Annotated in this window: 12 protein-coding genes; 7 read left to right on the top strand and 5 right to left on the bottom strand. The window is 61.6% G+C overall.

The annotated features are described in order from the left end of the window. Positions 1-77: 77 nt before the first annotated feature. Positions 78-548, top strand: a complete 471-nt coding sequence (locus tag ACVIN2_RS03760) for a nuclear transport factor 2 family protein (RefSeq protein ID WP_456764543.1) — start codon at positions 78-80, stop codon at positions 546-548. 27 nt (positions 549-575) lie between these two features. Here ACVIN2_RS03760 and ACVIN2_RS03765 read toward each other — a convergent pair whose 3' ends face one another. Next, complete coding sequence (locus tag ACVIN2_RS03765; RefSeq protein ID WP_456764544.1) at positions 576-1,472, bottom strand: DMT family transporter; 897 nt, start codon at positions 1,470-1,472, stop codon at positions 576-578. Between the two features lie 502 nt (positions 1,473-1,974). On the opposite strand from ACVIN2_RS03765, the gene ACVIN2_RS03770 reads away from it, so the two are divergent. The 5 genes from ACVIN2_RS03770 (at position 1,975) to ACVIN2_RS03790 (ending at position 8,661) form a co-directional block, all read left to right on the top strand. Then, positions 1,975-2,193 carry a hypothetical protein gene (locus tag ACVIN2_RS03770; RefSeq protein WP_456764545.1) on the top strand — a complete coding sequence of 73 codons (219 nt, stop codon included), beginning with the start codon at positions 1,975-1,977 and terminating at the stop codon, positions 2,191-2,193. A gap of 39 nt (positions 2,194-2,232) precedes the next feature. Beyond that, positions 2,233-5,997, top strand: coding sequence for a vitamin B12-dependent ribonucleotide reductase (locus ACVIN2_RS03775; protein ID WP_456764546.1), 3,765 nt, complete (start codon positions 2,233-2,235; stop codon positions 5,995-5,997). 119 nt (positions 5,998-6,116) lie between these two features. After that, complete coding sequence (locus tag ACVIN2_RS03780) at positions 6,117-6,956, top strand: HAD family hydrolase (protein ID WP_456764547.1); 840 nt, start codon at positions 6,117-6,119, stop codon at positions 6,954-6,956. A 186-nt stretch (positions 6,957-7,142) separates the two neighbouring features. Further along, positions 7,143-7,973 (top strand): hypothetical protein, encoded by an 831-nt coding sequence (locus ACVIN2_RS03785; protein ID WP_456764548.1) that lies wholly within the window; start codon positions 7,143-7,145, stop codon positions 7,971-7,973. 172 nt (positions 7,974-8,145) lie between these two features. Beyond that, entirely contained in the window at positions 8,146-8,661 is a 516-nt protein-coding gene (locus ACVIN2_RS03790) for a chromosome partitioning protein ParB (protein WP_456764549.1), read from the top strand. Between the two features lie 120 nt (positions 8,662-8,781). On the opposite strand, the gene ACVIN2_RS03795 is transcribed toward ACVIN2_RS03790, so the two are convergent. After that, positions 8,782-9,078, bottom strand: a complete 297-nt coding sequence (locus tag ACVIN2_RS03795) for an HdeA/HdeB family chaperone (protein ID WP_354254950.1) — start codon at positions 9,076-9,078, stop codon at positions 8,782-8,784. Between the two features lie 224 nt (positions 9,079-9,302). Here ACVIN2_RS03795 and ACVIN2_RS03800 point away from each other — a divergent pair, with 224 nt between their 5' ends. Further along, positions 9,303-10,349 (top strand): hypothetical protein, encoded by a 1,047-nt coding sequence (locus ACVIN2_RS03800; protein ID WP_456764550.1) that lies wholly within the window; start codon positions 9,303-9,305, stop codon positions 10,347-10,349. Between the two features lie 55 nt (positions 10,350-10,404). Here ACVIN2_RS03800 and ACVIN2_RS03805 read toward each other — a convergent pair whose 3' ends face one another. The 3 genes from ACVIN2_RS03805 to ACVIN2_RS03815 form a co-directional block, all read right to left on the bottom strand. After that, on the bottom strand, positions 10,405-10,623 hold the full coding sequence (locus ACVIN2_RS03805) for a hypothetical protein (protein WP_027517660.1): 219 nt from the start codon (positions 10,621-10,623) through the stop codon (positions 10,405-10,407). Further along, positions 10,617-10,835, bottom strand: coding sequence for a hypothetical protein (locus ACVIN2_RS03810; RefSeq protein WP_456764551.1), 219 nt, complete (start codon positions 10,833-10,835; stop codon positions 10,617-10,619). Before ACVIN2_RS03810 ends, ACVIN2_RS03805 begins: the two co-directional genes overlap by 7 nt. 308 nt (positions 10,836-11,143) lie before the next feature. Further along, on the bottom strand, positions 11,144-12,151 hold the full coding sequence (locus tag ACVIN2_RS03815; RefSeq protein WP_456764552.1) for an acyl-CoA desaturase: 1,008 nt from the start codon (positions 12,149-12,151) through the stop codon (positions 11,144-11,146). Positions 12,152-12,379: the final 228 nt, after the last annotated feature.

Raw genomic sequence — 12,379 nt, forward strand, 5'->3', positions numbered from 1 at the left:
CCGAGGTAACACGCATCTTGCCGGCGACGTGAGGATCCCGCCGCGAATTGGCTTCGAAGGGTCTCAAGGAGAATAGAATGAACAGGCGAAATGTTCTGGTCGCAACCGCGTTGACTGCATTGGGCGCGCGCTTTTCATCAGGTATGCTTGCAGCCGAGGGGAGAAACAGAGTGGTCAACGTCAATGACATCGTCGTGCGATATCTGGCAGCATGGAACGAGCAGGACACGAAGCAACGTCGCGATCTCATAGCGGCGACGTGGACTGACGACGGTACCTATGTCGATAGGGTTCGTGATGGGCGTGGACATGAGTCCATCGACGGCATGATCGCCAAGGCCCAGGGGCAGTTCCCGGGCTATCGGCTCAATCTCGCGAGCGGGATTGAAACTCATCATGATCATGTGCGGTTCTCTTGGGTCGCGGGCGGCACTGCGGATGCTCCGCTCTACATCAAAGGCACCGACTTTGCCTTGATTGCCGATGACGGTCGCTTCAAGTCAGTCGTTGGCTTTGTCGACGCCGCTCCGGCGCCCGCGGCGCGATAGGCAACCAGACATCGAGCGGCCAGCCCCCTACCGCGTCGCCAGCACCACCGCCGCCAGCGTGAAAATCAGCGCGGCGATCTGCCCTGCTCCCAGCGGTTCGTGGAGCGCGATCGCGGAGGCCACGACGCCGATCACAGGCACCGCCATGGTCCCGATCGCGGCGACGGAGGCCGGCAGGCGCGCAAGGGCTGCGAACCAGCTGACATAGGCGATGCAGAACTGCACCACGGTCGAATAGACCAGCAGCCACCATCCGACCGGCGTCACCAGCTCCAGATGCGTGGTCTCGATAGCGAGACCGATGATCGTGATCGGCAGGCAGCCGATCCCGATCTGCCAGGCCGCGGCCGTGATCGGCGGCAGGCGGATCGGGTACTTCTTCGAAAACACCGTGCCGAGCGCGAAGCCGAGCGCGCCGCACAGCGCCATGATGATGCCCGGCAGCTTGTCCGCAGTGGCGGCAAAGCCGTTGCCGCCCATGATCGAGGCGAGGCCGGCAAAAGCCATCACCAGCGCGATGGTGCGCAACAAGGTCGGCCGCTCGCCGAGCGCCGGCCAGGCGATCAGCGAGGCCCAGACCGGCATGGTGTAGGCGATCAGCGCGGCTTCGCTCGCCGGCAGCCACAGCAGCGCCAGGCCCATCAGCACCATCCAGCCGGTGACGTTGAGGAGCGCGGCGGTCGCAAGCCGCGGCCAGATCTCGCGCGGGACACTGAGGCTGTCAGCGCGGATCAGCGCCAGCGCCGCCAGCAGCACCGCGCCGAGCACGCCCGTCACCCCGCGCAAAGTCAGCGGCGGCAGCTCGGAGAGCAGGAATTTCGTCACCGGCCAGTTGAAGCCCCAGCCCACCGAGGTGATGGCGAGGAACATCAGGCCGGCCGGAGCGATGCGCGGTCGCAGCACCGGCCGAGTCGAATCAAGCATGTGGGTAGTCCGGCAAAATTTGACCGAGCTTGGCGCGGATTCGCGCCTCCCACCACCACCCCGGCGGGCATGCCTGCCCTCACCTTCCGTAGCCCTACGTGAGTCCCCCGGAGGCAAGCCCGCGATTCAAAAATATACCTGCCCTGTGAACAGCGGGGTGAAGCCTCGCGAGGGCCACAAGATGCAAATTTTTTCGGTTGGGAATCCCTGAGGACTCACTGATACTTGGCTCAACAACAGGCGCGGGCCTGCCCCCTGTTATCCCCCACAATCCACCATATTTAGTATTTGATTCAGGAACTCGCACTAGTTCTTGACGGGCGCAATGGAGAGTCCTAGTTTTCGATCCGTTCGGCGCGAGTGTGTTTGCGTCCCGCCGGCACTCCCCCAAAGGGTCTGCAAAACAGCACTCCGCCAAGCCAGACAAAGGCAGCGGGATACGGGCTTGTCTGCCCGGCGAGCGGACTTTTCGGGCGCCTGAACGGGCTGGAAACAGGCTCGGATGGCAATGGTTGAAGACGTGACGTTGTGGGGCGTTGAACGCATGTCGGGCTCATCCCTTTGGGGCGGATGGGTCTGGACGTGCCGGCGGATGATCGGTGCGCGCATCGAGCAATCGCGTCGGGAGAAAATGGGCCGGGTCTACCGGCTGAGCTGCGATGCCAAGGGGCCCGACCGCCCTCAAGCACCGCAAAATGAAATGATGACCCGGCACGCCTGAACGGAGGCGGTCCGGTCAAAGATAGGACGGGGCAAGACCATGCGGATTGAGCGGCGCCACACCACTTCGGGACAGTCACCTTACGCCGGCATCGAGTTCCGGCTGACCACGTCGGAGATCAGGAATCCCGACGGCTCGGTCGTGTTCAAGCTCGACAATGTCGAGGTGCCGACCGCGTGGTCTCAGGTCGCCTCCGACGTCCTCGCCCAGAAGTATTTTCGCAAGGCCGGCGTTGCCACGCGCCTGAAGAAGGTCGAGGAAGAGTCCGTCCCCTCCTTCCTGTGGCGCTCCGTGCCCGACACCGAGGCGCTCGCCCTCCTGCCCGAGAAAGAGCGCTTCGTCAGCGAGCTCTCGGCCAAGCAGGTGTTCGACCGCCTCGCCGGCTGCTGGACCTATTGGGGCTGGAAGGGCAACTATTTCTCCTCCGACGAGGACGCCCAGACCTTCTACGACGAGCTCCGCTACATGCTGACCATGCAGATGGTCGCGCCGAACTCGCCGCAATGGTTCAACACCGGCCTGCACTGGGCCTACGGCATCGACGGCCCCGGCCAGGGCCATTATTACGTCGACCCCTTCACCGGCAAGCTGACCCGCTCGAAATCCTCCTACGAGCATCCGCAGCCGCACGCCTGCTTCATCCAGGGCGTCGGTGACGACCTCGTCAACGAGGGCGGCATCATGGACCTCTGGGTCCGCGAAGCCCGCCTGTTCAAATACGGCTCCGGCACCGGCTCCAACTTCTCGCGCCTGCGCGGCGAAGGCGAGCGCCTCTCCGGCGGCGGCCGCTCGTCCGGCCTGATGAGCTTCCTCAAGATCGGCGACCGCGCCGCGGGCGCGATCAAGTCGGGCGGCACCACGCGCCGCGCCGCCAAGATGGTCGTGGTCGACGTCGATCACCCCGACATCGAGACCTATATCGACTGGAAGGTGAAGGAGGAGCAGAAGGTCGCGGCTCTCGTCACCGGATCCAAGATCAACCAGAAGCACCTCAAGGCCGTGCTGAAGGCCTGCGTCAATTGCGAAGGCTCGGGCGACGATTGCTTCGATCCGGAGAAGAACCCGGCGCTCCGCCGCGAGATCAAGCTCGCGCGCCGCAGCCTCGTGCCCGACAATTACATCAAGCGCGTCATCCAGTTCGCCAAGCAAGGCTACAAGGACATCCAGTTCGACGTCTACGACACCGATTGGGATTCGGAAGCCTATCTCACGGTATCCGGCCAGAACTCCAACAACTCGGTCTCGCTGAAGGACGACTTCCTGCGCGCGGTCGAGACCGACGGCGACTGGAATCTCGTGGGCCGTACCACGAAGAAGATCACCAAGACGCTGAAGGCGCGCGACCTCTGGGAAAAAATTGGTTACGCCGCCTGGGCGTCGGCCGACCCGGGCCTGCACTTCAACACCACCATGAACGACTGGCACACCTGCAAGGCGTCCGGCGACATCCGCGCCTCCAATCCGTGCTCGGAATACATGTTCCTGGACGACACGGCGTGCAACCTCGCCTCCGCCAATCTGCTGACGTTCTACGACATCCCCTCCAAGCGTTTCGATGTCGAGGGCTACGAGCATCTCTGCCGGCTCTGGACCGTCGTGCTCGAAATCTCGGTGATGATGGCGCAGTTCCCGTCGAAGTCGATTGCCGAGCTCTCCTACGAGTTCCGCACGCTCGGCCTCGGCTACGCCAATATCGGCGGCCTCCTGATGACCATGGGCCTGTCCTATGACAGCAAGGAAGGCCGCGCCATCGCCGGCGCGCTGACCGCGATCATGACCGGCATCACCTACAAGACCTCGGCCGAGATGGCGTCCGAGCTCGGCACCTTCCCCGGCTACAAGAAGAACGCCGCGCACATGCTGCGCGTGATCCGCAACCACCGCCGCGCCGCCCATGGCCAGTCCAACGGCTACGAGGCGCTGAGCGTCAATCCCGTGCCGATGGACCTGGTGTCGTGCCCGCAGACCGACCTCGTCACCCATGCGCAGGCCGCCTGGGATGCGGCGCTCGAGCTCGGCGAGAAGCACGGCTATCGCAACGCCCAGACCACGGTGATCGCGCCGACCGGCACGATCGGCCTCGTGATGGATTGCGACACCACCGGCATCGAGCCTGATTTCGCGCTGGTGAAATTCAAGAAGCTCGCCGGCGGCGGCTACTTCAAGATCATCAACCGCGCGGTCCCGGCGGCACTTCGCGCGCTCGGCTATCGCGAGAGCGAGATCGCGGAGATCGAGGCCTACGCCGTCGGCCACGGCTCGCTCTCCAACGCGCCCGGCATCAACGCCTCGACGCTGAAGGCCAAGGGCTTCACCGATGAGGCCATCGCCAAGGTCGAGAAGGCGCTGCCGACCGCCTTCGACATCAAGTTCGCCTTCAACAAATGGACTTTTGGCGAGGATTTCATCCGCGACCAGCTCGGCATCGGAGCTGAAGCCATTGCCGCGCCGGGCTTCGACCTCCTTCAGGCGGTCGGATTTACAAAACGCGAGATCGAGGCGGCCAACGTCCACATCTGCGGCGCGATGACGGTGGAAGGTGCCCCGCACCTCAAGGCCGAGCACTATCCGGTGTTCGACTGCGCCAATCCTTGCGGCAAGGTCGGCAAGCGCTATCTCTCGGTCGAGAGCCACATCCGCATGATGTCGGCGGCGCAGCCCTTCATCTCGGGTGCGATCTCCAAGACCATCAACATGCCGAACGACGCCACCGTGGAGGACTGCAAGTCCGCCTACATGCTGTCGTGGAAGCTGGCGCTGAAGGCCAACGCGCTCTATCGCGACGGCTCCAAGCTCAGCCAGCCGCTCAACTCGCAGCTCATCGCCGACGATGAGGACGAGGACGATGCGATCGAGCATCTCTACGACAAGCCGATGGCGGCACGCACCGCCCAGGTCTCGGAAAAGATCGTCGAGAAGCTGGTCGAGCGCATCATCGTGATGCGCGAGCGCGAGAAGATGCCGGATCGCCGCAAGGGCTACACCCAGAAGGCGGTCGTCGGCGGCCACAAGGTCTATCTGCGCACCGGCGAATATGACGACGGCCGCATCGGCGAGATCTTCATCGACATGCACAAGGAAGGCGCCGCACTGCGCTCCTTCATCAACAACTTCGCCATCGCGGTGTCGCTCGGTCTCCAGTACGGCGTGCCGCTCGACGAATATGTCGACGCCTTCACCTTCACCCGCTTCGAGCCGGCGGGCCCCGTGCAGGGCAACGACAGCATCAAATACGCGACCTCGATCCTCGACTACGTCTTCCGCGAGCTGGCGGTGAGCTATCTCAGCCGCTTCGACCTCGCCCATGTCGATCCCAGCGAGACCGGGTTCGACGTGCTCGGCAAGGGCGTCGAGGAAGGCAAGGAGCCGGGCGATCACAGCCACGGCGCGTCCAAGCTGGTGTCGCGCGGCCTCACCCGCTCCCGCACCGACAACCTCGTGGTGATGCGCGGCGGCTCGACCGCGGTCGCCCAGGGCAACGACAGCGCACCATCAGGCGGCAGCAAGGTCACCTCGCTCGCCTCCCACGGTGCAGGCCGTGCCGGCGACGTCCTGGAAGGCGCGGTCGCGCTGAAGCAGGAAGTGGCCCACGACCTCTCGCCGACCGAGAAGCTCGAGGCCCTGCAGTGGAGCAAGGCCGGCAGCGCGCAAGTCGCAGTGCCCAGCAAGGCCGAGCGCCGCGCGGAAGCGAAAGCCAAGGGCTACGAAGGCGAGATGTGCAGCGAGTGCGGCAACTTCACGCTGGTGCGGAATGGGACGTGCATGAAGTGCGACACGTGTGGAAGCACGACGGGGTGCAGCTAGCGCCGGGCGGAGGATGGTTGTCGTGCCATCCTCCCGGAGGCATCGACGAGAAGCCCCGCCGGCGACGGCGGGGCTTCTTTTTTGGAACCGTTGACGCTTAACGAAGCTGGTGGTGATCGATGACTAGAAAACTGATCCCGATGGCAATCGCCTATGACTTCGATGGCACACTCGCGTCAGGCAATATCCAAGAGAATAGCTTTATTCCTGCGATAGGAATGAAGAAGGCAGACTTTTGGCAGAAGAATAAAGCTCGCGCCCAGAAACACGAAGCGGATGAAGTCCTCTCATATATGACCTTCATGCTTGAGCGCGCGGCCGCCGAAGACGTCCCAGTGCGTAAGCGAGACTTCGCAGAGCATGGAAAGACAGTTAAACTATTCCGGGGCGTCAATGAGTGGTTCGGCCACGTTGACGCCTATGCCAAAGAGCGACACGTCAAGCTGCAGCACTTTATCATTTCGTCTGGCATTAAAGAGATGATTGAGGCAACGAAGATCGGAAAAAAATTCACGAGAGTGTTCGCTTCTTCGTTTGCTTACGACGCAAACGGCGCCGCCAAGTGGCCGGCTTTAGCAATAAACTACACCACAAAAACGCAGTATCTGTTCAGAATCAACAAAGGCTCTCTCAGCGTACACGACAACGTCCTTATCAACGACTTCGTCCCTCATGAAGATCGGCCGATCCCTTTCAGGAATATTGTCTTCGTTGGCGACGGAGAGACCGATATTCCATGCATGCGACTCGTTAGAGAACAAGGCGGCCATTCGATCGCAGTCTATCAACCCGGCAGCACAACTAAGAAAGCCCGTGCAGAAAAGCTCATCCACGACAAACGAGCCGACTTCATCGCGCCTGCGGATTACTCGGACGGTCGGCGTCTCCACGAAATTCTTTGCGCTATTATTGATAAAGTGGCCGCAAACGACGCCGTTCACATGATGAAGCGTGATTAGCCCGTAGGATGGGTGGAGCGAAGCGATACCCATCGTCAGTCGTTCGGCAAAGCGATGGTTTCGCAACGGATCAACCCATCCTATGGGCTAGCGACAACCCGCTAGACAACCAACGGAGATGTGAATAAAATTTCACAATTATAAGATGAGACTATTGTTACCCTTTACTCTTTTGATTGATTAGACATGCCAGATGATCCGAATCCTCTCGCACCTCAGGAAAACGCAGGCGCCGCAAAAGAGCCTGCCGCTGATCCGTCGGCCACGATCCCCGTCCGCAACAAGTTGATATCTGACGTTTGGTCATCGCTTGTTACGTTACTCATAGGATTGGCTTGGCCGGCGACGTTGCTAATCCTGATCTATATGGCCGTCCAGCACACCAACATGAACGCAATCCAGACGTTCGTGAATGCTTTCATGCGAGACAAGCAATCCGTCGAGATTTCTGCCGGTAAGGACGGGCTCACTTTCAAGTTGGTCGCGCAACAAGTTCAAAATGGATTATCGCAACAACTTGCAGCCAAACCTGGGGAAGCAAGTACGATTTCGCGACGAGATCCTACCAGTCCCGAGGCAAAAAACGCGACATCAAAGCTGATGTCTCAGAATTTGCAGCCACCGGAAACACGCATGAAAGTTTTGTGGATCGACGATCATCCGCAGAACAATATTGGCCTACAATATGCGTTTCAGACCCTTGGGATGATCGTCGTTTGTATCGACAGCGATGCCGGTATATCTGCATCTTTTGCAACCGCAGGACTGTTTGACGTAGTCATTACAGACATCGGGCGAGACGGCAGCGGAATGAGGGCCGCCGATAAGAACGCCGGCTTGAAGACCATCGATAACATCAAGTCGAGTCATCCGAATATTCCAATCATCGTCTACTCCGGTAGCTTCGCAAACCGGCTTTCAAGCGACGCACTTGTGTCGCCCGTCATAACGATCACGGATGACCCGCAGAAGGTCTTTGATCTCGTAATTGATATCGCGTCAAAGAAGATAACTTAAGGAGCATCGGAAATGGCGGCGACAGCTCGTAGGATGGGTAGAGCTCTTGCGAAACCCATCATTCGGCGATCGATGCCCCCGAAATTACCTTTGCGGTCGAGCCCTTCCCTCCTAAACTCCGACCACCGCCGGTATCGGTTCCGACGGGCCCGGTAGAAGCGGGAGTCAAATTATGCCCAAACCGGAAAGCTTCCCGATCGAGAAGATCTTCGTTCCCACGAAGCAGAAGAAAGCCATCAAGCCCGAGATCGTCGGGGAGATCGCTGAAAGTATGCTGGACATCGGACAACAGGAACCCATTTCCGTCCGACTCGACGGAGACCGCCTCGTTCTGGTCGAGGGACTGCATCGGTTAGAGGCCTGCAAGGCGCTCGGCGAGACAACCATTATCGGTGTCATCGTCCCGGCGGAGGTCGCTCAACACAGGCCGCTGCTGTCCGAAGGACCCGCAGTCGAGGCAGAGCGCCTCAAGATGGCGCGATTGAAACAGCTGCGCCTCGAGAAGGAAGCCGCGGAAGCATCTATGGCTGGCTCGAAGAGCATCAACGGAACGGAAGCGCCGCGCACCCGTCCGACGAAGGGCGTTCGCGACAATCCGAAGGCATCACCGGGCCGGACCGTGGGTTCGACACCGAAAACATTGTCGGACTGGATCACGCAGCAAAAGGGCCACGGCGGCCGCTATTGATGGCCGGCGATGACGGTGACAGTGCACTTCACCCGTCGATGTAAATTCCATGCGCGTCGCCGTAATGCGCGATATGGTCAGGCCGGACACGACCGCAAACGCCCGCGCCCCCCTCGGCTCCTACTTCGTATTGGCCTCGACCGCGTCCAGCAGCGGCATCTCGCGATGCGACTCGCAGAAGCGTGAGAGCTTGTTGCCGTTCTTGTTCAGCGCTTGCGTGTCCACAACGGGATTGTTGCGGCGGCCGGCGTAGAACCCGGCGAGCCAGACGTTCACGGTCTGCATGTGGGTAATGCGCTGGGTGATGTACTGGTCGCAGCTGATCTTGGAAACGTCGACCAGCACCTGGGCCTTGGCCGGCACGGCCAGCAGCAGGGCCGCGAAGGCACCAAGGATGATCGCTCTTGTCTGAACCATGTGTTCCTTCCGATGAATGTCTGCACGGTGGCGACGGCCGGGCGCTGCATGCTTGATCCAGATCAAGGGCGCCCGTTGCATACCCCCGCGGTCCATCCGTCCCCCTAAGCCCGCCATAATTTCTCCTTCGCACGCGCGTTGTGTTGGATGGCGGCGAGACCTATCGTTCCAACGATCAGACTGCCGCACTCCCATTGACGCCCGACTGGATCGAGAGCGCATCGGTGCCCGAGACGAACGACCCCAAACCTGACGACCACAAGCCAGACGCGCCCAAGCCTGACGCCCCCAAGCCGGACGCAGGGCGAGCCGATGGCGGGCTGGCGCGGGCCTACGACCGGATCAAGAGCGCAGAGCAAGACCTGGCGCGGCTGGACCGGCTGGTTTCCGGAATGGAACGCGGCAGCGAAAGCCCACGGGCCTCGCGAGCAAGCGCCGGTACAGAGGCTGTCGCGACTCCCAAGGACAAGGCTCCCGAGGACAAGGCCCCCAACGCCGCGGCGCCCGTGCCGGATAGCAAGGTTCGCAACCAAGGCCTGATGGGAGACCGGCCCATGCTGCGCGCTCTGGTCGGCCTCGTGCTGGCGATCGGGATTCTCGGTGCCGCCTTCGCTTCGCAATATAGCGATCAGGCCAGGTCGATGACCAAATCGATCATGGCGCGATGGGCTCCGCCGCCGGCCGCGACTGAGCCTCCGCCAGCGTCCGCGGTTGAAACTCCGGCGCAACCGCCGGCCGTGCAATTGGCCGCCGCGGATGAGCCCGGCACGGTGCCCGCGCCGCCGGCCGGCAAGGACACCGAGAGCAATGCAGGGTTCGACACTTCAAGATCCGACGCGCCAAGACCTGGCGCCACAGCGCCTGACCCGTCGTCGTCCGATCTCGCGCAATCGCTCAAGTCCATCACCAGCGAGCTCGCGAGCATGAACGGAAAGCTCGAGCAAATGAAAAGCCGCAACGAGCAGACGCTGCGCGAGCAGGCCGACACCATTCAACAGCTCAAGGCGGCGCAGGAAAAGGATGCGGCGGCCAATGCACGCCTCGCCGCCCAGGTCCAGGCCCTGCAAAAGGAGCTGACCACGTCATCCGCATCTTCATCCGCACCTGCGTCCGCGAAACCCGCCGCGCGGAGCGTGATCACCAACGAGACCGCTGCGCCTGCACGGCCGCATGTGCAAGCGGCCGCACCGCGGCGGCCCCGACCGTCGCGAGGGCCCTGGATGCCCCCGCCCTATATGCTCGATCCCTACTACGGCGATCCGGATTGGTGAGCCCGCAGGGCAATTCGAGCACTTCTGCACCGGCACACAAGCTCGCGGACCGGCATCAATCACGCGGCGAGATCTGAAGCTCCATCAACGCCATGCGCTCCAGGACAGCGGGGTCTCGCTCGCCCTCCTTCGCCGTGCGAAGGATTGTTTCCGCGATCGACTTGACATGCGCAGAGCTGACCGGGGCCGGCAGTGACGCAACCGCCGTGTCCAGCGCAGTTTTCATGATGCCGATGGTTTCAGGCGTAAAAGATGCATTCGAAAAATCTAGCATGCTGGATCCGATCTGGAGGTCATCACGAGCGTCGCCTGGTTCGAATGGCTGCTGATCTGCGCAATCCGGTCGACCAGGGCCGTCAAATGTTGCGGCAATGGGTCGTGCTCGCCCCGAAGCTTGATCCGCAGGCGGTCGCCTATTTCATTGCAGATCGCCAGGCTGGAGCCGCGGTCGATCTGAATGGCATTGCGAACATCGGGGCTGTTCATGAAGGTTTCCGGTTGATACGCACGGAGCACGCTTCGCGCCGAGCCGCGCTGATAACGCGACTGCGCTCTTGTTCAGGCGAGGATCGGAGCTTCGATCTCGCTACGCTCGGGGATCCCGGACTTAACGGCCCCATTGGGCCAGAGTTCCGTCCGAACACAACTCATGTTTGGATTTCACGAAAGCAGCAGTTTCTGCGGCTTGCGGCGGTTAAGGACCGCAGCCCGGATGGAGCGCAGCGAAATCCGGGACGGTGCTCGCGGCAGGATTCCCGGATTGCGCTACGCTCCATCCGGGCTACAGGCGCGCATCAGACCATCGCTTCCGTATCGGCGACTGGACGCTTTCCGTCCTCCGAATCTCCAGAGCGAAGCGTCCTGCTTCCGGCCGCGAAAATGTCGTGCACGAGTCCAAGCTTCCCCAGCCCCAAAATGATCAAGCCGTTGATGTCGATCTCGTACCAGGCGTGCGAAATGTAGGCGTCGCGCGGAAACCGGTGATGGTTGTTGTGCAGGCCTTCACCGAAGGTGAGGATCGTGGTCACGAACTCGTTGGTGGTGCCGTCGTCGAGATCGAAGCGGCGGTAGCCGTAGCGGCCGTCGCTGTGGCAGACCGAGTTGACCAGCGATGTCGCCATGGTCATGAGATAGCTGCGGAACAGGCCTGAGAACAGGATGCAGCCGGTCATCGTGTGCACGCCGCCGAACGCGTAGCCGATCGCGCCCGGAATGATCACCGCCGAGAGCGCGTACCAGTACCAGCGCGTCCTGGTGAAGAACATCGCGATCGGGTCGGCCAGGATATCCTTGGCGTAGTACCCGGCATCGGTGGTGGCCTGGTCCCACACCCAGCCGCCTTGCGCATGCATCATCCCCTTGGCGAAGGTGACATAGGGGTCGCCGTCGCCGTCGTAGTAAGGGCTGTGGACGTCGCCGGGCTTGTCCGAGTGCAGATGATGCCGGCGATGATTGCTCACCCATTTCAGGATCGAGCCCTGCACCGCCATGGTGGCGATGGCCGCGAACAGCGTCCGCATCACCGGACCGCAGCGGAAGCTGCGGTGGACGAAGTAGCGATGCATGAAGCCGATTCCGACCGTGGACAGCGCGAACGTCCCGGCGAAGACCGAAACCTCCACCCAGCCGATGCCTTGCCAGAACGCCCAGACCAGCGCCGCGATCGAACCGCCGATCATGATGACGAAGGAGATGTAGGAATCGCGAAACTTGGCCTCGACCACGGGACCTTCGACCAGCACGCCCGGCGGCATTTTCCGCTCCGCAGCTTCCGCCGACACCACGCTTTCGATTACGGTCATTCCAGCCGATCCATTCACACAAAATTAACCCTGTTGCGGCGCACAGTACAACCTCGGGTTATTTCCATCAAGGATGCGAGCTGCCGTGGGAGTACGGAGCGGCGACTTGAAACGACGTGACCAGAGGGAAAAGAAGCCGGATTTCAAGGCCTCATGACAGCGTTAACCAGGTGCAAAGCCTCCGCAACGCACTCCCAGAAGACCGATGCCAGCAAGAAGCAAGCCCCT

This window comes from Bradyrhizobium sp. USDA 3650 (assembly GCF_054057395.1).